General features: G+C 39.2%; 18 protein-coding genes and 1 pseudogene. 6 read left to right on the forward strand and 13 right to left on the reverse strand.

The genetic code is table 11. The features are described 5' to 3' along the window. The first annotated feature begins 76 nt into the window (after nucleotides 1-76). Complete coding sequence (locus ATS74_RS03705) at nucleotides 77-373, forward strand: hypothetical protein (RefSeq protein ID WP_058547604.1); 297 nt, start codon at nucleotides 77-79, stop codon at nucleotides 371-373. A gap of 3 nt (nucleotides 374-376) precedes the next feature. Beyond that, complete coding sequence (locus tag ATS74_RS19635) at nucleotides 377-562, forward strand: DUF2970 domain-containing protein (protein WP_082660556.1); 186 nt, start codon at nucleotides 377-379, stop codon at nucleotides 560-562. On the opposite strand, the gene ATS74_RS03710 is transcribed toward ATS74_RS19635, so the two are convergent. The 9 genes from ATS74_RS03710 to ATS74_RS03750 form a co-directional block, all read right to left on the reverse strand. Further along, nucleotides 519-1,376, reverse strand: a complete 858-nt coding sequence (locus ATS74_RS03710; RefSeq protein ID WP_058547605.1) for a Dam family site-specific DNA-(adenine-N6)-methyltransferase — start codon at nucleotides 1,374-1,376, stop codon at nucleotides 519-521. The genes ATS74_RS19635 and ATS74_RS03710 overlap by 44 nt on opposite strands. A 53-nt stretch (nucleotides 1,377-1,429) precedes the next feature. Beyond that, on the reverse strand, nucleotides 1,430-2,761 hold the full coding sequence (locus ATS74_RS03715) for an AAA family ATPase (protein ID WP_058547606.1): 1,332 nt from the start codon (nucleotides 2,759-2,761) through the stop codon (nucleotides 1,430-1,432). Beyond that, the gene (aroB, locus tag ATS74_RS03720; RefSeq protein WP_058547607.1) at nucleotides 2,761-3,831 is read right to left on the reverse strand and encodes a 3-dehydroquinate synthase; all 1,071 of its coding nucleotides are present in this window, start codon (nucleotides 3,829-3,831) and stop codon (nucleotides 2,761-2,763) included. Before aroB ends, ATS74_RS03715 begins: the two co-directional genes overlap by 1 nt. 28 nt (nucleotides 3,832-3,859) lie before the next feature. Next, nucleotides 3,860-4,378, reverse strand: coding sequence for a shikimate kinase AroK (gene aroK, locus ATS74_RS03725; protein WP_004589350.1), 519 nt, complete (start codon nucleotides 4,376-4,378; stop codon nucleotides 3,860-3,862). 184 nt (nucleotides 4,379-4,562) lie between these two features. Then, nucleotides 4,563-6,656 carry a type IV pilus secretin PilQ gene (locus ATS74_RS03730; protein ID WP_058547608.1) on the reverse strand — a complete coding sequence of 698 codons (2,094 nt, stop codon included), beginning with the start codon at nucleotides 6,654-6,656 and terminating at the stop codon, nucleotides 4,563-4,565. Beyond that, the gene (locus ATS74_RS03735; RefSeq protein WP_058547609.1) at nucleotides 6,643-7,182 is read right to left on the reverse strand and encodes a pilus assembly protein PilP; all 540 of its coding nucleotides are present in this window, start codon (nucleotides 7,180-7,182) and stop codon (nucleotides 6,643-6,645) included. The genes ATS74_RS03730 and ATS74_RS03735 overlap by 14 nt, the downstream gene beginning before the upstream one ends. Continuing rightward, nucleotides 7,179-7,784: a type 4a pilus biogenesis protein PilO gene (locus ATS74_RS03740; protein ID WP_058547610.1), complete on the reverse strand. Its 606-nt coding sequence runs from the start codon at nucleotides 7,782-7,784 to the stop codon at nucleotides 7,179-7,181. The genes ATS74_RS03735 and ATS74_RS03740 overlap by 4 nt, the downstream gene beginning before the upstream one ends. Continuing rightward, the gene (locus ATS74_RS03745) at nucleotides 7,774-8,346 is read right to left on the reverse strand and encodes a PilN domain-containing protein (protein WP_058547611.1); all 573 of its coding nucleotides are present in this window, start codon (nucleotides 8,344-8,346) and stop codon (nucleotides 7,774-7,776) included. The genes ATS74_RS03740 and ATS74_RS03745 overlap by 11 nt, the downstream gene beginning before the upstream one ends. After that, on the reverse strand, nucleotides 8,334-9,413 hold the full coding sequence (locus ATS74_RS03750) for a pilus assembly protein PilM (RefSeq protein WP_058547612.1): 1,080 nt from the start codon (nucleotides 9,411-9,413) through the stop codon (nucleotides 8,334-8,336). The genes ATS74_RS03745 and ATS74_RS03750 overlap by 13 nt, the downstream gene beginning before the upstream one ends. A 131-nt stretch (nucleotides 9,414-9,544) precedes the next feature. Here ATS74_RS03750 and ATS74_RS03755 point away from each other — a divergent pair, with 131 nt between their 5' ends. After that, nucleotides 9,545-12,037 carry a penicillin-binding protein 1A gene (locus ATS74_RS03755; RefSeq protein WP_058547613.1) on the forward strand — a complete coding sequence of 831 codons (2,493 nt, stop codon included), beginning with the start codon at nucleotides 9,545-9,547 and terminating at the stop codon, nucleotides 12,035-12,037. A 64-nt stretch (nucleotides 12,038-12,101) separates the two neighbouring features. On the opposite strand, the gene metL is transcribed toward ATS74_RS03755, so the two are convergent. Next, on the reverse strand, nucleotides 12,102-14,447 hold the full coding sequence (gene metL / locus ATS74_RS03760; protein ID WP_058547614.1) for a bifunctional aspartate kinase/homoserine dehydrogenase II: 2,346 nt from the start codon (nucleotides 14,445-14,447) through the stop codon (nucleotides 12,102-12,104). A gap of 169 nt (nucleotides 14,448-14,616) precedes the next feature. Next, nucleotides 14,617-15,863: pseudogene (metB, locus tag ATS74_RS03765) on the reverse strand (cystathionine gamma-synthase). 268 nt (nucleotides 15,864-16,131) lie between these two features. Here metB and metJ point away from each other — a divergent pair. Continuing rightward, nucleotides 16,132-16,452 carry a met regulon transcriptional regulator MetJ gene (gene metJ / locus ATS74_RS03770; protein WP_002958371.1) on the forward strand — a complete coding sequence of 107 codons (321 nt, stop codon included), beginning with the start codon at nucleotides 16,132-16,134 and terminating at the stop codon, nucleotides 16,450-16,452. Between the two features lie 64 nt (nucleotides 16,453-16,516). On the opposite strand, the gene ATS74_RS03775 is transcribed toward metJ, so the two are convergent. Together ATS74_RS03775 and rpmE are read right to left on the reverse strand one after the other, a co-directional pair. Next, complete coding sequence (locus tag ATS74_RS03775; protein WP_058547616.1) at nucleotides 16,517-17,758, reverse strand: malic enzyme-like NAD(P)-binding protein; 1,242 nt, start codon at nucleotides 17,756-17,758, stop codon at nucleotides 16,517-16,519. A gap of 515 nt (nucleotides 17,759-18,273) precedes the next feature. Further along, a complete protein-coding gene (rpmE, locus tag ATS74_RS03780) occupies nucleotides 18,274-18,489 on the reverse strand; it encodes a 50S ribosomal protein L31 (RefSeq protein ID WP_002958369.1) in 216 nt (71 codons plus the stop codon). 230 nt (nucleotides 18,490-18,719) lie between these two features. On the opposite strand from rpmE, the gene priA reads away from it, so the two are divergent. Both priA and ATS74_RS03790 read left to right on the forward strand, forming a co-directional pair. Then, on the forward strand, nucleotides 18,720-20,906 hold the full coding sequence (gene priA, locus ATS74_RS03785) for a primosomal protein N' (protein WP_058547674.1): 2,187 nt from the start codon (nucleotides 18,720-18,722) through the stop codon (nucleotides 20,904-20,906). A 20-nt stretch (nucleotides 20,907-20,926) separates the two neighbouring features. Beyond that, complete coding sequence (locus ATS74_RS03790; RefSeq protein WP_058547617.1) at nucleotides 20,927-21,454, forward strand: SPOR domain-containing protein; 528 nt, start codon at nucleotides 20,927-20,929, stop codon at nucleotides 21,452-21,454. Nucleotides 21,455-21,502: the final 48 nt, after the last annotated feature.

The raw sequence follows: 21,502 nt of genomic DNA on the forward strand, positions 1-21,502 counted from the left end.
TTATAGGTAAATATTAGTTTGTTATTTATACAGCTTTTGTTATTATTAAAGGAGTAACTAATTTTAGGCTAATATTATGCGTGCATTTAAAACAGGGATCTTAATTGCGTCGGCGTTATTATTTATTGGGGCATTTAGTTTTGCACCAAGCTCTGAGCAAGATTTAAGCTTAGTTAATAATTGCCAGCATCAAACCGTAAGCACTAATACACAAAATGCTATAGCGTGTGTAAAAGTAGAAGAAGACTCGTCATGGTTTTCATGGCTAACGGGCGATAGCCGCAGCGCTCAGTTTCATTATTTAGATTTACTAGAGCTACTAACTAGCTCTGAAGATTCTAAAAACTCCCCTTCGCTAAAACCTCTATTTTAAATAATGTTGCAGCTTATTAGCGCGTTTCAAAGTGTGCTAGCTGCATTTTTTGGTGTTCAATCAGAACACAAACGCGAAGCTGACTTTAAACAACACTCCCCTATTTCTATTATTATAATCGCGATTTTGCTTTTTATAGTTTTTGTTATCGCAATTTACGCGATGGTTGCTTGGGTGCTAAATACATAGCCATCAGCTCGTCAACTTTATTTCGTGATCCGCCTTTAGGGCTAATAGTCCGCTTTACTTGAATTTGATCAAGCGATGCTTGGCTATAAATTTTTCGCGTCCATACCGTATCGTGGTTAGAAATAAGAACCGGTGTATTATTTTCAAATGCGGCCTGTTCTGCCAAATTAGCTAGGTTAGCCTGATCATCTAAATTGAACCCTCCTTTAGCGTACGACGTAAAAGAAGCCGTTTTACTTAATGGCACATAAGGTGGATCGCAATAAATAACAGAGTTACTGGGTACTAGCTTAAAAACGTCGTCGTAACCTAAGCAGGTAAAAGTAGCTTTTTGTGCTTTTTCTGCAAAAAAGTACATTTCTTTTTCAGGAAAGTAAGGCTTTTTATATTTACCAAACGGTACATTAAAAATACCTTTTAAGTTATACCTACAAAGCCCATTGTAGCCATGGCGATTCATATATAAAAAAAGCATGGCTCTTTCATATACATCGCTACTTTGATTAAACTGTACTCGGTATTCGTAATAAGCATCTGCATGGTTATTCAAATCAACAAATAGCTTTTTTGCATCACTAATAAACTCATCTGGTGAATTTTTTAGTTCTTTGTATAAGTTAATTAAGTCAGCATTTATGTCGTTGAGAATGTAATGTTTAAAATTACTATTTAAAAACACCGAGCCAGCACCTACGAAAGGTTCAACCAGCGTATCAGCATGCTTGCTAGCTTTATTTAATCGCGCATTAATATCTTCAACTAGGCTGTACTTTCCGCCAGCCCACTTAAGGAAGGCTCTACTCTTTTGTTGCATTGGCTCTTTACTTCAATCTGCTGTTGCGCGATTTTACACTAAAGTAGTGTATTTTACTGATCAACAAGTGCAATTTCTTGTTTTATTTTACTAATTTTTTTATAGAAAGGTTTATTTTTTCTAACCTCAGCAGGCAAACTGACCATCGCCGACTTTGCTTCGTTTAAACTGGTAAAGTTACCAAAAGTAACCACCCACCACATTTTATTATTACGTATTGTTTGATAAGTATGGGTTTGCTCTTGCAGATTATATTGAGCAATAAATTCATCACTTACTTTTTGCTGAGTTACTGCAAGTAGTTGTATAACCAAGCTTGTATCTGCTTGCTTTGAGTACCAATTACTATTTAGATCAACCTTAAGCTGCTCTATTGCATTTACTTTTTCATCTATTGGCGTTTTAGACTCACTAATATTTAAGTTACTCGCCTCATTGCTCTGTGTGTCATTTAAAAGGCTTTTATTTGCAGTAGTAAGACTTTGCATAATAGCGGGGACATCATTGATGTGCACTTCAGCAGACACTGATTGTTCAGGTACTATTTGATCTGGTGCAGGGCTATTTATTACTTGTTCGTTTTTGACACTTGCTTTAACTTGCTCTACAGGTATTGCGGTGGTTAGCACTTGCGACTCTTCTTGCTGATAGTATTGCTGCCACCACTGCGTCATATCTGACTTATAAAGCAAGCCAATTATTAAAAGCATAATCAGTAACATTAAAATCAATAAATGCAAACGCCAAGACACTTTATCCTTAACAATTACCTCAGCAACATGCTCGCTAGGTTGCCAAGCAAGTAGTAAGCTTGGATTACCATGAGCTTCAGCTAAAAACGTACTAAATACAGGGTCCTCATCATAAGGTAAATCAGTAAAGTACCACTGCATCAACATCTTACTTTCTCTAAATGTTAATGCTTCTAGGTAAATCTCAACTGCGTTACTGATAGGTAGTTTAGATTGCGAAGCAATCATAATATACAGAGTATTAGGGCTGTTTTTTGAAAGTAGCTCAAGCTCAACTAACATTTCATCAGATAATTGCCTTCCACCATCAAGTACCCACAAACAAGGCCCACACGGTTGCTGTTGCAATAACTGATAATAATTTTCAGACAGGCTCAAGGTATGATCGATTAGCGGGGAGTTAAAGCTTTGCTCTAATAAATCACTCATTAGCTGAGCGTCAGTTGTTTGAGCACTTATATGCACAAATGCTTTATTAAAGTCGTTATACTTATCGGTAATGAAGGTTTCAAGCATATAGCTTTTACCAAGCCCTGATGTGCCTAGTAAAACAATTAAATTTTGCCCGTACTCAAATTGCAGTGCGATCCTATCCACCAAAGCCGCACGGCTTGGTAAAATTTGCGCCTGCATTATTGTTCGATTAACGCTCTAACTTGGTCGTCAGACACATCATCTACAAGTGCACATTGGCCAAATTGAGTAGGTAAAATAAAGCGTATAGTGCCTTTTTTATTCTTTTTGTCTTTACGCATATGCGTTAAAAACTGCTCACTAGTCATTTCGTTTGGAATTTCAGTAGGTAAGTCATAGAGTTTAAGTAACGTTACTACTCTGTTTACTTCACTTTGCGATAAGTCACCACGAGTATGTGCAAGTTTTGCAGCTAATGCCATTCCTGTTGCTACGGCTTCTCCATGCAACCATATCCCATAACCCATTTGAGCCTCTATTGCATGAGCAAATGTGTGGCCTAAATTAAGTAGTGCGCGTAAACCATGTTCTTTTTCGTCTTGAGCAACGATAAGCGCTTTAATTTCACAGCATCTAAAAATAATATGCTGTAAGCACTTTTCATCTAATTGCTTTAAATTAGCTGCATTTTGCTCAATATATGTAAATAGCTCGGTATCATAAATCAATCCATACTTAATAACTTCTGCCATGCCTGCGGCAAATTCTCGCATAGGTAAAGTGTGCAATGTATTAGTATCAATAAAAACAGCTTGTGGCTGATAAAAAGCCCCAATCATATTTTTACCTAATGGATGATTTACTGCTGTTTTTCCGCCTACTGATGAATCGACTTGCGATAATACAGTGGTTGGAATTTGTATAAATGGCACACCACGTTGATAACACGCAGCAACAAAGCCAGTTAAATCGCCAATAACGCCGCCACCTAATGCAATTAAGCAGGTGTCTCGACCGCAGTTATTTTGCAGTAAAAAAGCAGATATTTTTTCAAACCATTCTAACGACTTATATTGTTCACCGTCAGGAATGATAAAAGAAAGAGGGTTCAGTTCAGCTAACGAATCAAGTAAACCTTGTAAATATAAAGGCGCTACGGTGTCGTTAGTGATGATGATAGGCCGACAATCACCAATGTGGTGAACAAGGCGGCCATTATCTTGAAGTGCAGATTGACCAATAAAAATAGGATAACTTCGCTCGTCCAAATTAACAGTTAATTCAAGCATGCTTTGTTATTTCCTTTATTATTAGTTTTTAAAAATCTAATTTCTCGATGATTTGGTTAGCAACAACTTTAGCGCTTTGCTCATCGGTGCGTACAACAAAATCAGCAACTTCTTTGTATAGTGGCTCGCGTTCTTCTGCTAAGCGCTCTAGTACATTACGAGGTGCTTCTTCAGTTTGCAGTAATGGGCGACGCTTATCGCGTTGCGTGCGTGCAACTTGCTTTTCTATAGGTGTCTCTAGGTATACAACGATACCGCGAGCCGAAAGCTTGTTTCGAACTTCTTTGCTCATTACTGAACCACCACCGGTAGCAAGTACAATACCTTGCATTTCGGTTAAATCGCCAATAACAGACTCTTCTCGAAGTCTAAAGCCTTCTTCACCTTCAAGATCGAATACCCATGCAATATCTGCACCTGTGCGGCGTTCGATTTCTTGATCAGAATCAACAAATTCAAGGTGTAATTGGTCAGCGATGTGACGACCAATCGTGCTTTTGCCAGCCCCCATGGGGCCAACTAGAAATATATTACGTTTCTCAGCCATATCTTTTAGTACAAACGAACTCTAAAATTTGAAATAAAACCCCGCCTAACGACCTGGCCCCAAAATTAAGGAGGGGATTATCTCAGTAATTGCCGGGGTATTTCAAGTCAATTAGAATAAAAAGCCATATAACGAGCAATTAATCTAAATAATTGCCCGTTGATTAACAAAATAGCACTAAATTTTAGTCTATTTGGATTTTTGGTGTCACGAAAATAAGCAGTTCACGTTTTTCATTGAACTCACTCGTACTTTTAAATAACCTTCCTACATACGGAATGTCACCTAAAACTGGTACTTTATTTGTAGTATTTATTATTTGCTGCTGAAATATACCACCTAGCACTACGGTTTGGCCATTCTCAACAAGCACTTGTGTTTGTATTTCTTGGGTATCAATAGACACCGCTTCACCTGTACCCGTTTGTACTGTGTCACCACGAGTATCTTGCGTTATTACTAAATCCAAAATAACTTTATTATCAGGCGTTATATGAGGCGTAACCTCTAAACTCAATACAGCCTTTTTAAAGCTAACCGTCGTTGCACCACTCGAAGCAGACTCTGTGTAAGGAATTTCAGTACCTTGCTCTATTCGCGCTTTTTGCTGATTTGCTGCAATAATGCGAGGGCTTGCAATAATCTCGCCTTTGTTTTCTTCTTCAAGAGCACTTAACTCTAAGTCAATTAAAGTACCATTAGCCAATTTTGCAATATGTAAACCAATACTCGCCGCAGGGTTAGTAATCGGTAAGTTTACATTTAGCCTATCGGTTAAATCTGGAATGGTGCCGTTAGATATAGTTTCTGCACCCTCTAGTGAGCCAGAAATACCATCACTACCTTGCTGATCGCTAAAGCCCCAGCGCACACCTAAATCCTCAGTGACATTATCGCGCACAGTTACCATACGAGACTCAATAACAACTTGCTGGACCGGAATATCGAGTGTTTCAATCATACGACGAATATTTTCGATACTCTTAACAGTGTCTTTTATTAGTAAGGTATTAGTACGTAAATCTACCGATACACTACCGCGGGCAGTGATAATACTGTTTGTATCTGTTTTTAATAGATCAGCAAAATCTTCCGCTTTAGCATAATTTAATCGAATGTATTCACTATAAAGTGGCTCTAAGTCTTCAACTTGCTGCTTAGCTTTTAGATCTTTAGCTTCACGTGCAGCTAGTTCTTCTGCAGGCGCCACCATTAGAATAGACCCATCCATGCGCTTATCTAAACCTTTAATACGTAGTACTACATCAAGCGCTTGATCCCATGGCACGCCATCTAAACGAAGTGTGATATTACCGGTTACTGAGTCACTTGTTACGAGGTTAAAGTCGTTATAGCCTGCAATAATTTGCAATGCTGCACGTACAGAAATATCTTGAAAGTTTAAGGTCATAGGACGACCTTGATACTCAACACCACCATCTAAGTACGCATTTTGCGTTTCATCTTTTTCTACAGTGAGTGTTAAAATATTATCTATTTGCTGATAGGTAAATGTAAATTGAGCATTAGGTTCTATAACAACCCTGCTTAACCCTTCTTCTTTAAACGTTTCGATATTACTTACAACAGTACCAAAGTCTAAAACATCCAGCTCATAAAGTAAGTCATCTAAAATATCTGTATGGTGAAAGTCTGCATAAATTTTGCCACCGCTCTCATGTACTTCAATTGCGGCTTGAGTGTCTTGTAAAAAAACAAGTACCTTTGCTTCGCCTTTTTCACCACGTCTAAAGTCAATTGATTGAATTCGGTTAATGTAATTTCCACTTACATTACTTGAATCCATAGCAACATCTTCACTATCTGACTCTGTAAGTGGATTATCTGAAACACGTATAGACACTAAATTATTATGAACTTCAGTTTCGTAAATTTTTAATCTATCTAGGTTTACGCTTACTTTTAAGCCCTTGTCAGTCAAAACATTGGTAACGCTACTAATGCCCGCTTGGTTTACAGCAACATCATTCAAACCAACTTCAAGCTCGGCGGTATCGAAGAACATTTCAATGCGAGCAGGACTATTAAAAACCTGCACTTTTGGTTCAAGCGTTAATTCTTCATCAAAAACGAGCTGTAATTCAGTTTCACCTTTAAGGAGTGGATTGTAACGAACATCATAAAGTAGCGGCCCTGCAATGGCTGCATTTGCGGTTATTAAAGCGACTATCGCCAATAATGACCGTGAAATGCTTTTAAGCCAAAGTACATCCTTATGCATGTTATTTTTACCTTTTTTATTATTAATTTGCGCCATTTGTTGCCGCCTCTAACATTTCTAATTTAGTCAGGCGCTCTTTCCAACAACCAGACCCATCAGGGATTAATTCTACTAATTCTATATAATCGTTATTTACTACTTTTACTTTTCCATCGTAGCTACCAAGATAATTTCCAACAGTTACACGATGCAAAGTATCGTCTGCCGCAGTTATTAATGCCCAAACTTGGCCGCTAGAACCAATAGTCCCTTTCATAGCTAAGTTATCTAATGGGTATTTTTCAAGTGGCTCACGGCGACGCTCAGGATCTGGATGCAAACAGTTTTTTATTTGCGTTAATTTATTTTGAATTATTTCTGGCTGCGGCGCTACAAACGGACTACGCAATTGCTCAGCGCTGTATTCAAAAATTTCAAATTTAGTAAGCTCCGGAATAGACTCTACTTTAGGCGTGGTGCTTGCTTTAACTTGGTCTATGAATTCTTTTTGCTCCGAGGTGTCATCATTACAACCACTTAAAACTAAAACAACGGCCACAGGCATTATGCGTAAAAGGTTCATTTCTTCACCCCTTCTTCATAACGATATGTTTTAGCTACTACACTGAATGTTAGTTGTTTATTACCCGATGATAAAATAGAAAAGTCGTGTAAGCTTACAATACGCGGTAATTGGGCTACTTTTCCTACAAATTCACCAAACTCATGGTACGTACCTATTACTTCTATTTTGATAGGTAGCTCCGTATAAAATTCTTTTTCGACCTCTGGTAACCAGCCTATTTTTAGAAACGTTAACCCACTGGTTGTACCTACATACGATAAATCGTCAAGTAAACCTGGTGTTTCGTTTGACGTAGGTAAACGCTTTAATAACTGAGAAAACTTTTCTTCCATATCAATCATTTGCTGACGATAAATATCAAGTTTACTCGCTACTGCATATTTGGTTCTGTACGTTGTACGTAGTTCAATTTCTTTTGCTACCGCACTGTGATAGCTATCAATTTCATCAGAGACCAATAAGCTATAGCTAAAAAATAAGACAAGTCCCGCTACAAAAGTGCAGCAAATTGCCTTAACTGCAATGGGCCAATCGCCAATATTATCTAATTCAATTTCATTCCAATCTATTTCGCTCAAAGCTTTAAAATCAAGGTTCATCGCTAACCTCACCGATTTGGTCAAATGGTTTTACGTAAAACTCCATATTAAAATCACTGAGTAAACGCGAAGATTGATCGCCTGCAACAATGCCCTGCATTGATGGACGTTCCAATAAATATGAACTTTGCACTTGGCGTAGCATTGTTGATAAGCGGTTATTAGATTCGCTGCGCCCTAAGACATGAATTTGACTTCCTCTTCGCTCAAGTTTTGTTAAATAAACACCTGCAGGGACTATTTTGGCCACTTCATCCATTATTTGTGTACCCAAGTTACGGCTACTTTGTAATTCTTCAATTAGTCTCATTCGCTGCTGTAAATTTTCTTTTCTTTTATCTAAGTTTCTTATTTCACTTATTTTTTTATCTAGCATGCTAATTTCTGAACTTAAATAATTATTTTTTAGGTTTTGTCCATCTTTAAGCCCGCTATAAAAAGAGCTAAGTAAGTACATACTCGCAAAACAAATTATAACTACACCAATGAGTATAGTAACAAACTTCTTTTTTGATTCTTCACGTTGTAGTTCACGCCAAGGCAGTAGATTTATATGTGGCATGATGAAAAACTCCTTAATGCCAAGCCCGTTGCAATTGCAAATTGCGTTCTATGGCGCTGCATTACATTGCGATCAACCTTTGGAGAGATTTCCATATTAGCAAAAGGTTCTGCAACGACAGAGTGAATACCTAACTCTTCGATAAGTAGTCGGTCTATCCCTTTAATCATCGATGTGCCACCAGTAAGTACAATATAATCTATTTGCTCTTTACCACTGGTTGTTAAAAACATTTGTACCGCACGACGAACCTGCTGCAATAGCGACGTTTGAAAAGGCGCTAATACTTCAAAGGTGTAGTTTGGCGGTAAATCCCCCGACGTTTTACCAATTTCGGCTTCATCAAAGCCTTTATTGTAATAACTAACAATACTGTTGGTGTATTGATCGCCACCAAACACCTGATCTCGGGTATAAATGGTTTCACCTGCCTGAACTACACTTACAAGCATTAAAACGGCACCAATATCAACAACTGCCACGCACTTGTTAAATGCATCACTAGGTAACTGTTGATAGTAAACATCCATCGCTCTACTTAATGCATAGCTTTCAACATCAACAATTTTAGCTTCTAAATTTGCAGTTTCGAGAGCTCCAACACGAGCCTCTACACTTTCAGTTCTAGCGGCAGATAATAATACATTCATTTTGGTAGGATCGGCCTCATTGGTAGAAAGCTTTTCAAAATCTAAGCTCACTTCATCAAGAGGGTATGGAATTAAACTATCGGCTTCAATTTCAATTTGCGATTCAAGTTCAGCATCAGTTAACGACACATCCATGAAAATAACTTTGGTAATAACCGTTTGGCCTGAAACAGCCACTGCAGCAGATTTTAGCGACTTCGGTAATTTTCTTCTTAATTTTGAAATTATATTACCAATCGCTTCAATATCCTGAATAGTACGCTCACTCATAGCGCCTTTTGGCATCGGTTCAATTGCAAGTGCTTCTAGTCGAAATCCAGTTTCAATTTCACGTAAAAGCACTGCCTTAATTGAGTGCGATCCAATATCAATCCCTACCATCATCGGAGACGGCTTTTGAAATAGTTGACTTAGCATGTTTGCAACTTGGCCTTTGTTTTAATAATAAACAAGTTATAATTTTTATCTGAAAAAATATTATTCATTTTTTAATCAATATATACTAGCAGTCAAAACTCGCAATTGGGAGTCCATTTAGGGAAATATAAGTGATTTTATTAAAACGAACTTTACAATTTTTTATCATTTGTACGTTAATTGGTCTGATTACATTAGTCAGTCTTTATTACTACGTTAAACCTGATATCCCCAGTGTGCAAGTTTTAAAAGACGTGCAATTACAAACTCCTATGCAAGTATTCACTAAAGATGGCCTTTTGATCAATCAATTTGGTGAAAAACGTCGTATTCCTGTCACTATTGATGAAATACCACAGCCCCTGATTAATGCATTTTTAGCGACTGAAGATAATCGGTTTTATGATCATGTTGGCATTGACCCCATTGGTATTGTTCGCTCTGCTATTGTGCTTATTTCTACCGGTGAAAAAAAGCAAGGGGCGAGTACTATAACGATGCAGCTTGCTCGAAATTTCTTTTTAACACGCGAAAAAGCATATATCCGTAAAGTTAAAGAAATATTTATAGCCCTGCACATAGAAAATGTATTAACTAAAGACGAAATTTTAGAACTCTACCTTAATAAAATAGAATTAGGTAACCGTGCATTCGGTATTGGTGCTGCAGCACAAGTTTATTATGGTAAAGAGTTAAAAGATTTAACACTTGCACAAATGGCGATGATTGCAGGACTACCTAAAGCGCCTTCTGCTTTAAACCCTATTCGTAACCCGACTCGTGCAAAAGCACGCCGAAATGTTGTTTTAGGCCGTTTATTAACTGAAAACTACATCACCCAAGAACAATATAATGAAGCAACCAACCAGCCTATAACTGCATATTTCCATGGCGCAGAGATAGATTTATACGCACCTTATATTTCTGAAATGGTTCGTGCTGAAATGGTATCTCGTTACGGGGTTGATAAAGCCTATAATTCTGGTTTTAAAATTTTTACCTCTGTTGAATCTCGCGTTCAAAAAGCAGCGCAAACAGCGCTAGTTAATAATTTACATAACTACGATATGCGCCATGGTTTTAGAGGGCCTGTTGATGTTTTATGGGATCCAGAAACACAACCAGCTTTAACACAGCAGCAAATTATCGATAAATTAAAACCAGTAAAAGAACTTGGCGATTTAAACGCCGCGATAGTATTAAAAGTAAATGAAAAAACCGCTGATGTTATTTTAAAAAATGGCCAACGAACCACTCTTGATTGGAATAATTTAAAGTGGGCGCGTAAATACATTACACGTTACCGTCAAAGCTTTGCGCCAAAAGCCGCCACCGACATTTTGACCCCAGGTATGCAAATATGGTTACGTAAAAACAAAGACGACTCTTATATACTAAGCCAGATACCAGAAGCTGCGAGCGCTATTGTGTCGCTTGATCCGCAAGATGGCAGAATTAAGGCAATTGTAGGTGGTTACAGCTTTGAACAAAGCCAATACAACCGCGCAGTACAAGCTAAACGCCAAGTCGGCTCAAACATTAAACCGTTTATTTACTCAGCAGCGCTAGAGAAAGGCTATACGCTGGCATCAATACTAAACGATGCCCCCATTAACCAGTGGGATAAAAGCCAAGGCGTTGCATGGCGACCTAAAAACAGCCCTGCAGTTTATAATGGTCCAATACGTATTCGCCGTGCTTTAGCGCAATCTAAAAACGTAATTTCAGTACGTTTACTACGTGGCGTTGGACTGCAACGCACGGCTGATCACTTATTAAAGTTTGGTTTTAAAAACTCAGATATTAACCGTAGTGAGTCACTTGCTCTTGGTAGCGCCTCTATAACACCTCTAGAACTAGCTCGTGGTATGAGCAGCTTTGCTAATGGTGGTCATTTAATAGAACCTTACTTTATCTCAGAAATTCAAGATGCTTATGGCAATGTTTTATTTAAAGCTAACCCAGCAATGGCCTGTGATGAAAACACTACTCTACCAAGCAATGAGCTTATGTTAAGCAGCAGTGCTGATGAAGTAGAGCAACCTCGTCAATGTGCTCCTCGCATTATATCTAAGCAAAATGCGTTTTTAATTGCCGATGCAATGCACAGCGGTATTTGGGGCGGTGGAAGCTGGGCAAATAAAACTGGCTGGAGTGGCACGGGCTGGCGAGCACAAGCACTAGAACGTCGCGATCTTTCTGGTAAAACGGGTACAACCAACGACTCTGTTGATACCTGGTTCAGTGGCTTTAATAGCAAAGTAGTGACCTCTGTATGGGTAGGGTTTGATAACCCGGGTAACCCACTAGGCCGCTCAACCTACAATAACAACCTAGATAGCGGTCAAATATCTGGTGCAGAATCGGGCGCAAAAACGGCCCAGCCAGCCTGGGTTGAATTTATGAGGGCTGCACTTGAAGGCACCCCTGAAGCGCCGATTGAACCACCCGAAGGGCTTGTCTCTATTCGTATTGATTTAGCGACTGGCTTACTTAGCCATAAAAATGATTATACAAGCCGCTTTGAATATTTTGAAAAAGGCACAGCACCGACTAAATATGTGTTATCTCAGCCTAACGATATATTTGAAGAAGATACAAAAACAGAAGAAGAGTTATTTTAAAGCATTTATAAACAAAAAACGGCGGCTTAATTTAAGCCGCCGTTTTTATATCAATATACACAGCTTATTTTAAGTTTTGCACAAGCCAATATAAATCAGAATGAACACCCGCCGCAGTTACTTCACTACCCGCCCCAGGGCCTTGAATAACTAATGCATTGTCGCTGTACCATTTACTGTTGATCACAAAAATATTATCGCCAGGTGTTAAGTTTGCTAGCGCATCACCGTTTGGCACGTAGGTAATGCCTACTTTTGCAATGACTTTATCGCATGTAATTTCTAATAACCCTGTGTATCTAAGCACGGCATTTTTAGCTTGCGCTGCTGCAGCGTGTTCTTCAATAAACGCATCAAGCTGCGTTTTTTTATCTATAAAGTCGTCCCAGCTCCCCTTAGCAAGTTCAACTGGCATAAGTGCCGAGAGGCTTATATCGTCAAGCTCAAGATCTACACCTAGCTCTCGGGCTAAAATAAGTAGCTTACGCTGCATATCACGCCCAGATAAGTCTTCACGCGGATCAGGCTCTGTAAAACCCATTTTTTGTGCTTCAAGCACTAACTCTGAAAACGCAACACTGCCATCATATTTACTGCATAACCACGATAATGTGCCAGAAAACACGCCTTCTATTCGAGTGATTTTATCGCCACTATTTTGTAAATCAGCTAAAGCAAAGTTTATAGGTAAGCCTGCCCCTACACTTGTGTTATAACGCCAATGTAGGTTGCGCTCTGCCAAATTATTTCTAAGTGTTTGATACCAAAGTGTAGGCGCTGTGCCCGCATATTTATTTGCACTAATTAAATGGCAGTCGCTTTGCACAAAGTCAGTATAAAGCTGGCTAAATTGCTCACTAGCAGTAATATCAATTACTACTTTATGCTCATAATCAAGCTCGTTAATTGCATTTAATAAATCATTACTTTGGTATTTTTTGGCCTCAAGCTGCCATTGTTTTTCCCATGTTTGAGGGTTAACTCCACTTGGATTAAACAGCATCTCTTGAGAGCGAACCAAAGCAACTAATTTAATACTAAAGTCACCACTTAGGCGCTCAAATTGATCCGCCAGTTGGTGTATAAACACTCCACCTACATTACCTAACCCTGCTACTATAATCGCAATTTCTTGGCCTTTGTTAACTAGCTTATCGTGCAATGTGCTTTGCACATCACTATCAATAAATTGGTCAGTTAGTAATAAAACATAACCATTATCTTGATGTACAAAACGCGGTTTTATAGTTTGCTCAGCTAATACTTCTAAAGCTTGCAGTTTAAGTGTGCCGATGTCTTGCTCTGGTGCAACAACTGCACAGCCGTTTAAATTCGACTCACTAATATTAGCTCTACCAGCAAAGTAATTAATAACTTGATATGTTTGTGCAGCCGGTACGACTAAATATACTTCGCCATTATGGTTAAAGTGATGAAGACTATGCTGAATAAGCTGGCTAACACTTGCAACCTCACCTTCACTCAAGCCTTCTACTGTTAATAAATCAACATTTTGTAGCGTCGTTATAAAGCGCTTTTTCTTAGCTAGACCTTCTTTAACAATATGAGTTGGACTTGCTTGAACATCAAAACTACTGCGTACAGCTAGCTTTATATTGGTATTTTTTAAAGGCGATAACGTTTTAGCATGCAAAACGGGGTTGCCTAATCGTGCTAGTAAGTTGGCCTGAGTGCGACACACTTTAGCGTACTTAATTGCCTTTTTTACTTTACGCGGATCAGTACTAAATACACCTTGCGTGTCAGTCCAAATGCATACCTGTTTGGCATCACAATAACTGGCAAGTAATGCAGCGCTGTAATCGCTACCATTACGACCAAGCGTTACCGTATCGCCAAGTGTGTTTGCCGCTATGAACCCGGTTACTACATTCACTTTGTTGGCATCAATAACACTGTTACATTGCAGCTTATTTTGAGCATGGTGTAATTCGCCATCATTTAAAGTAAAAAGCAGGCGAGCATCGTGTGCGCAGGCATGTACGTTTAACTGTCGTAAATATGCAGCCAATAATCGTGCAGACCATAACTCACCATGGGCAAGTAATTGCGCTTCTTTGAGCTGCTCACTTTGCGCTAAGCTTGCAATTATATTTAGTTCTTCTAGTAATGTTTTAAGTACGCTGCGCTTTAAATCAGCTTGTAATAATTGCTCAATTAAATCGCTTTGATGGTTATTTAACTGCAGTAAAATATCAGCGACAGCTTGTGTGTCTTGCTGCTGATAACTTTGCCACAACGACACAAGTGTATCTGTGGTTTTACCAGCAGCAGATACCACAACACAGTCGCCTGGCTGAGTATGCCCAATAATTATTTTAGCTACGCTTTGATAGCGCTCACTAGAGCTTAAGCTTGAGCCACCAAATTTATGTACACAATTGACCATATTTATACCAATTCGCTTAATTAAGATGTCTATTTTGAGAATAAGAAAACCGTGTCGATAACAAGGCAAAAATTTCGTTGTTTAGTTGTTCTATATGAAAAATTTTTAACGAAGTTAGCGCCGGTTTAATCCCTCAAATTGATTAGGTATTATTGCGCATTGGTATTACTTACCAAAGCGCCGGGCGGGCTGCACTTAATTTCACATACCACCAGGCGTGCCAGCACCTTTACCTACACGGCCAATGTTTTTATTTTGCCCTGGTTTTACAAGTTCAAACACGCGTTCGAAATCAGCAACTAAGTCGTTTATATCTTCAATACCTACCGAAATACGAATGAGCGTATCACCCACCCCCGCTTCTAAACGGGCTTTAGGCTCCATTCCTGCATGCGTCATCGTTGCAGGGTGGCAAATTAAGCTCTCTACGCCGCCTAGCGACTCTGCTAAGCTAAATGCCTCAAGGCTTGTTAAAAATGCCGCAGCGTCGTTAACATCGCCTTTAATATCAAAACTGACCATACCACCAAAGCCAAGTTGCTGAGCCTTTGCCAATGCATGTTGAGGGTGCGACTCAAGTCCTGGGTAGTAAACTTGGCTCACAAATTCAGAGCTTTCAAGGTACTTGGCAATTGCAAGTGCGTTTTCTTGATGCTGTCTTAAACGTACATTTAAAGTACGCAAGCCACGAAGCGTTAAATAGCTATCAAATGGTGCACCTGTAATACCAATGTTATTTGCCCACCAAGCTAACTCATCACCAAGTTCTTGTGTTGCAGCTATCACAGCGCCGCCCACAACATCAGAATGGCCATTGATATATTTAGTCGTCGAGTGAACAACAATATCTACACCAAATTTAATTGGGTTTTGCAGCGCAGGTGATAAAAACGTGTTATCTGCAGCAACAAGTGCCCCGCACTGCTTAGCTATATCAGTCACTGCTTTAATATCTGTTAAGCGCAGTACCGGGTTACTTGGTGTTTCAATCCATATTAATTTAGGTTTTATTGCTAAAATTTTATCTAAGTTTTCTTGCTTGGTTAAATCTAAAACTTCAAGCTTTAGTAATCCGCGTTTTTGCAAAGACGTAAATAAACGGTAGCTTCCACCATAACAATCATGTGGAATAACCAGTGTATCGTCATTATTTAATAACTGAGTCGCTAAATGCACGGCAGCCATGCCTGTGGCAGTAATAATACCGCGCGCACCACCTTCAAGTTCAGCCAATGTTTCAGCTAATATATCGCGATTGGGATTACCGCTGCGCCCATAATCGTACTGACGCTTAGTATCAAAGTCGGCAAACGAATACGTAGTCGATAAATAAATTGGCGGAACTACAGCGCCATGGTGTTTATCTGCATCTACGCCATTACGTACTGCAATAGTCGCTTTGTTTTTTTCGCTCATATTCGTCACCTGATTAATTTGGATGTTTAGACGTCTAAAAGAGTAAGTTATCCATTTTGATAAGTCAAAGCTTTTAAAGCTCTAGATGGCTAAAAATAACTAACTTATAAAACTTGAATGGGGCTATATTTACAATTACAGCCGGCTTATTAAGATAGATTGGTATCTATTATTTGACTATCTTTTTTAAATCGATAGAATTTCACGCATATTTACACGCTTTTTACGCCGTGTGAGAAATTAATAATCTGAGGCAACGATACATCTTATGGCTAAATGGAATGGTGAGTATATTCACCCATACGCAGAACACGGGAAAAAATCAGAGCAAGTTAAAAAGATCACCGTTTCGATCCCGCTAAATGTATTAAAAGTTTTAACGGATGAGCGCACGCGCCGTCAAATAAATAACCTTCGCCATGCAACAAACAGTGAGTTGTTATGCGAAGCGTTTTTGCATGCATTTACAGGCCAGCCATTACCAAATGACGATGACTTACGCAAAGACAATGCAGAAAAAGTACCTGAAGAAGTTAAAAAGATAATGCAAGAAATGGGTTTAGAAGTGCCTATTTTAAACGAAGAATAAATCGTTACCTTTTTAATCAAAAACCTCAGCCATTGCTGAGGTTTTTTTGTTTTAGCATATACCTTTAAGCCATGTAATTTTCAGGTAAGTCAATTTGCGCAACACCCGATTCTACCGCAGCTACAGCTACAGCTTTAGCTATACGAGGTAGTAAACGCGGATCCATTGGCTTAGGAATAATGTACTGTGCACCAAATTCAAGCTTATCAACACCCGCAGCTTTTAATACTTCTGCTGGTACTGGCTCTTTAGCAATACTACGAATAGCTTCTACCGCAGCAATTTTCATTTCATCGTTAATAGCGCTTGCGCGCACATCTAGTGCACCACGAAAAATAAACGGAAAACATAAAACGTTGTTAACTTGATTAGGGTAGTCAGAGCGCCCCGTTGCCATAATTAAGTCGTTGCGTGCACCATGAGCAAGTGCAGGATCGATCTCAGGATCTGGGTTTGAACATGCAAACACCACAGGTTTTTCTGCCATTAGCTTTAAATCTTCAGCTGCTAGCAAGTTAGGGCCAGAAACGCCTACAAATACGTCAGCGTCTGCAATTACATCTTGTAAAGTACGTTTATCGGTATTGTTAGCAAACAGCTGCTTGTATTCGTTTAAGTCATCACGACGTGTATGAATAACACCCTTACGGTCCAACATATAAATATGCTCGCGAAGTGCGCCACACTTAATTAGCAGCTCCATACACGCAACGGCAGCAGCGCCTGCACCTAAACATACAATAATCGCATCTTCAATTGACTTACCCTGCACTTCTAGCGCGTTTAGCATGCCTGCAGCAGTCACAATAGCAGTACCGTGTTGATCATCATGAAAAACCGGAATACTACAGCGCTCTATTAATGCTTTTTCAATTTCAAAACACTCTGGTGCTTTAATATCTTCAAGGTTGATACCGCCAAAAGTATCAGCAATATTTGCAACCGTATTGATAAAATCTTCAGTGGTACGATGCTTAACTTCAATATCGATTGAATCAAGCCCAGCAAAACGTTTAAACAATAACGCTTTACCTTCCATTACAGGCTTAGATGCTAAAGGCCCTAAATTCCCTAGGCCTAAAATTGCAGTGCCATTAGTAATTACCGCAACCATATTACCTTTGCCGGTATATTTATAAGCATTAGCAGGGTCAGCAGCTATTTCACGAACGGGTTCGGCAACACCGGGGCTATACGCAAGCGCAAGATCTTGAACCGTTTCGGCGGGCTTGGTTAGTTCAATGCTAATTTTACCTGGTACTGGGTGTGAGTGATAATGTAGTGCTTGTTCACGAAAGTCTGACATAACGCGATGGTATCCTGCAATTTAAGTTAAAGTGAGAGGTGGTGTCTTGGGGTAAGATACCCTTATTATTTTTAAATTCCAAGCAATATCAGGTCTATCCTGTTATATGCTATATCCTTTAATTTTAAGAGGTTTTTCAGTAACTTTGCTGGATTATATCGACATTTAATAAATAAAAATTCACCAAAAAAGGTCGTTTTGAGGTGCTTTTATGTCTCCAATGTTCTTTATAAAATGTACGTTTAAAGTATTACTATAAATCTAAAATAATAGCCTATTACTCTACTTTAAAAACAGATGACTCCACGTTGGCTACTTTTATCAACCTAGTTAAAAAATGTACTAACTAAAATATAGAGAATATAAATAGATTTGTCTGCAAAGGTTTATGCATACTCATAATAAAAGGCAGAAATAGTTATGCAAAAGAGGAAATAACTAAAGTCGCTTGAATAATTAAATTTTAGGCACAAAAAAAGCACCCTAAGGTGCTTTTTTTAACTAAACAGCAATAATTACTTCTTGCTGCTAAGTGCACCGAAGCGCTTGTTGAAGCGATCAACACGGCCGCCAGTGTCTAAAATCTTTTGCTTACCAGTGTAAAACGGGTGACACGCAGAACATACGTCTAAGTGAATGTCTTTACAAAGAGTTGAGCTAGTTTCGAATTTGTTTCCGCATGAACATGTTGCAGAAATTACTTCGTACTTAGGGTGAATACCTTCTTTCATAGGAACCTCTAGTTAAGGCCGCATCGCTCTCCAAACCCGAAGTCTGGCACCATACGTCGTTAAAACAAATTTGTTGGTCGCGAATTTTATCCAACAACAACCCCCTACACAAGTATTAATTTATGTTTTTGCTAAAAAAGTGAACAACCTCTTTCTATAGTGCTATTCCTTATAGGTTTTTAGACATATTTTTAGTACATTAGGCAATTAATTTTATGGGTGAAGTTGTTATGCGTTTTGTTGAAGTTGCTATTAAAGTCCCGCTACCACGCACCTTTGACTATAAAGTAGAAGAACAACTCAGCGGGTTATCAACACTGCTTGAGCCGGGCATGCGTGTTTTAGTGCCATTTGGCAATCAAAAGAAAGTAGCTGTTATTCTCAGTGTTAAAAATACGACTGACGTACCAGAGAACAAAATAAAAAACATAATAGAAGTCATCGACGATACCCCTATTTTAAGCGCCCAGCACTTAGATTTACTTAGCTTTACAGCTCGATATTATTGCTACCCACTTGGCGAAACTATACACATTGCGTTACCGGGGGCTCTTCGCCAAGGTGAATCACCCGATAAAACCAGTATTAATATGGTTACCCTTACTGAGAAAGGCGCAAAAGTCCCTTCGCTAAAAGCTAAAACTCAGTTAAACCTATTAAAGCAGCTATCGCAATCAGGTAAATCATCGTTAACTGAATTAAAAGCGCTAGGCTTTAGTAAAAAAACAATCGATAGCTTAATAGATAAAGATTTAATAACACAAACTATTGAGCACGATAATCAATGGCAAAGTGTTGCGCCTACCGTTGGTACCAAACCCGTATTAAATAAGGAACAAGCTGTTGCCTGTACTGCCATTAACCAAAGCACTGGCTTTAAAAGCTTTTTATTAGAAGGTGTCACGGGCAGTGGTAAAACCGAAGTATATTTACAGTGCCTTGAGGAAGTTTTAAAGCGCGGCGAGCAAGCATTAGTATTAGTGCCAGAAATAGGCCTGACGCCGCAAACTGTAAACCGTTTTCGTCGCCGCTTTCCTGATACACCGATTATGTTATGGCACTCGGCTCTTACAGACAACGAACGCTTACAAACATGGCGCTTTTGCGAAAAAGGCAGTTGCGCTATAGTAATAGGCACACGTTCGAGTATCTTCCTGCCATTTTTAAAACTCGGTATGATAGTGGTTGATGAAGAGCACGACTCATCATTCAAGCAACAAGACACCTTACGCTACCACGCTCGAGATTTAGCAGCGTACCGTGCTTTTCAACACAAAATACCGCTTATTTTAGGCAGTGCAACGCCCGCACTCGAAACCCTACATAAAGCTATAAATAACAAATACCAGCTTTTAAGTCTTACTGAACGAGCGCAAACGGCCACCGATAACCAATTTAAATTACTTGATATGAAAGGGCAGCCTGACCAAGCAGGGATTGCACATGCAAGCCTTGCAACTATGCGCCAACATTTAAATCGTGGTAAACAGGTTATGGTGTTTTTAAATCGGCGTGGTTTTTCTCCCACTCTTATTTGTCATGAGTGTGGCTGGCTAAGCGAGTGCAAACGCTGTAGTACCAGTGCGACTTTTCACAAAGCGATAGGCCAAATGATTTGTCATCACTGTGGCGATCAATACCATGTCCCGCATCAATGCCCAGACTGCGGAAGCACGCAAATTTTTCCAAACGGTAAAGGGACTGAGCAAATAGAAGAGTTTTTATCGAGCGAGTTTCCTGACACACCAGTAACACGTATAGATCGCGATTCAACCCGTCGCAAGGGGAGCCTTGAAAAAGCACTAGATGAAATAAATCTCGGTGGCGCACGTATTTTAGTAGGTACACAAATGCTTGCTAAAGGCCATCACTTTGCAGATGTAAGCTTGGTACTTATTTTAGATGTAGATAGCGGTTTATACTCTTGCGATTTTAGAGCAACAGAACACTTAGCGCAGTTAGTTACGCAAGTTGCAGGACGTGCTGGTCGCTCTGGCGAACCCGGGCAAGTATTATTACAAACGCACTTTCCAGAACACCCTCTTTTACAAGATTTAGTTAATAATGGCTATCAAGACTTTGCTCGTTTTGCTTTAAGCGAGCGAGATGATGCAGATTTACCGCCAATCACTAATATGGCGATTGTCAGGGCGCAAGGGCACAGTATTAAACAAGTCGTCGATTTTTTGACGGATTTGGTTCCTGTAAATGGGGTATCTGGTATACAATTGCTCGGTCCGATCCCCGCACCTCTTGAGAGAGTTGCAGGTATGTATCGTTTTCAATTACATATTCAAGCGCAAGATCGCCGCGTATTACACCAGTATCTTTCGCAAATGGTTGATTATTTAAGTACTAGCAAACTAGCACAAAAAGTTCGCTGGAGCTTAGACGTAGACCCTATAGACATGATTTAGGTTAAGGCCACAATAACACCATGGCACAGCACGATTATATTAATAAAAAGCCTGCAGGCAGAAACAGTAAAAAACAAGCACCGGCTAAAAAGCCCTTCCCAATCCTATTAGTAATTATTGCCTTGTTACTCGTTGGCGGTTTTGCTTACGGATTATGGTTTATAAAAAGTAATGCCGATCCTAAACTGGTAGAAAAACAAGCTAACCCTACGCCTGCAAAAAAAGTAGAAGTAGCGATACCGCGCACGCCTGAGTTTATTAAAGAGATCAGAGAGCACGAAATTCAGGTTGAGGTAAAAGAAATTGAGCAAAAAGGCCCGTATGTTATGCAGTGCGGATCGTTTAAAACTCATGCACAAGCCGAATCACTTAAAGCTAAAATAGCATTTGCAGGGCTAATTTCTGAAATAAAAGAAGCAAAAGGCAGCAATGGTATTTGGTACAAAGTACGCTTAGGCCCTTATAAAACCAAACGCCAAGCCGAAAGCGATAAGAACAAACTTAAACGTGTAAAAATAGTCGGCTGCGGAATTTGGGGCTGGACTTGAAAATAAACCATTCACCCATATAACCTCATCATAATCGTTTTTTACGAG

Origin of the sequence: Pseudoalteromonas sp. H103 (genome assembly GCF_001469205.1) — a bacterium.
GTDB classification, from domain to species: domain Bacteria; phylum Pseudomonadota; class Gammaproteobacteria; order Enterobacterales; family Alteromonadaceae; genus Pseudoalteromonas; species Pseudoalteromonas carrageenovora.

Excerpts from the sequence above, each read along its gene's own strand:
- ATS74_RS03730 (WP_058547608.1), bottom strand. The coding sequence starts at position 6,656 with ATGGCGCAAATTAATAATAAAAAAGGTAAAAATAACATGCATAAGGAT.
- priA (WP_058547674.1), top strand. The coding sequence starts at position 18,720 with ATGCGTTTTGTTGAAGTTGCTATTAAAGTCCCGCTACCACGCACCTTT.
- ATS74_RS03750 (WP_058547612.1), bottom strand. The coding sequence starts at position 9,413 with ATGCTAAGTCAACTATTTCAAAAGCCGTCTCCGATGATGGTAGGGATT.
- ATS74_RS03790 (WP_058547617.1), top strand. The coding sequence starts at position 20,927 with ATGGCACAGCACGATTATATTAATAAAAAGCCTGCAGGCAGAAACAGT.
- ATS74_RS03705 (WP_058547604.1), top strand. The coding sequence starts at position 77 with ATGCGTGCATTTAAAACAGGGATCTTAATTGCGTCGGCGTTATTATTT.
- metJ (WP_002958371.1), top strand. The coding sequence starts at position 16,132 with ATGGCTAAATGGAATGGTGAGTATATTCACCCATACGCAGAACACGGG.
- ATS74_RS03735 (WP_058547609.1), bottom strand. The coding sequence starts at position 7,182 with ATGAACCTTTTACGCATAATGCCTGTGGCCGTTGTTTTAGTTTTAAGT.
- ATS74_RS19635 (WP_082660556.1), top strand. The coding sequence starts at position 377 with ATGTTGCAGCTTATTAGCGCGTTTCAAAGTGTGCTAGCTGCATTTTTT.
- ATS74_RS03740 (WP_058547610.1), bottom strand. The coding sequence starts at position 7,784 with ATGAACCTTGATTTTAAAGCTTTGAGCGAAATAGATTGGAATGAAATT.
- aroK (WP_004589350.1), bottom strand. The coding sequence starts at position 4,378 with ATGGCTGAGAAACGTAATATATTTCTAGTTGGCCCCATGGGGGCTGGC.
- aroB (WP_058547607.1), bottom strand. The coding sequence starts at position 3,831 with ATGCTTGAATTAACTGTTAATTTGGACGAGCGAAGTTATCCTATTTTT.
- ATS74_RS03715 (WP_058547606.1), bottom strand. The coding sequence starts at position 2,761 with ATGCAGGCGCAAATTTTACCAAGCCGTGCGGCTTTGGTGGATAGGATC.
- ATS74_RS03745 (WP_058547611.1), bottom strand. The coding sequence starts at position 8,346 with ATGCCACATATAAATCTACTGCCTTGGCGTGAACTACAACGTGAAGAA.
- metL (WP_058547614.1), bottom strand. The coding sequence starts at position 14,447 with ATGGTCAATTGTGTACATAAATTTGGTGGCTCAAGCTTAAGCTCTAGT.
- ATS74_RS03710 (WP_058547605.1), bottom strand. The coding sequence starts at position 1,376 with ATGCAACAAAAGAGTAGAGCCTTCCTTAAGTGGGCTGGCGGAAAGTAC.
- rpmE (WP_002958369.1), bottom strand. The coding sequence starts at position 18,489 with ATGAAAGAAGGTATTCACCCTAAGTACGAAGTAATTTCTGCAACATGT.
- ATS74_RS03775 (WP_058547616.1), bottom strand. The coding sequence starts at position 17,758 with ATGTCAGACTTTCGTGAACAAGCACTACATTATCACTCACACCCAGTA.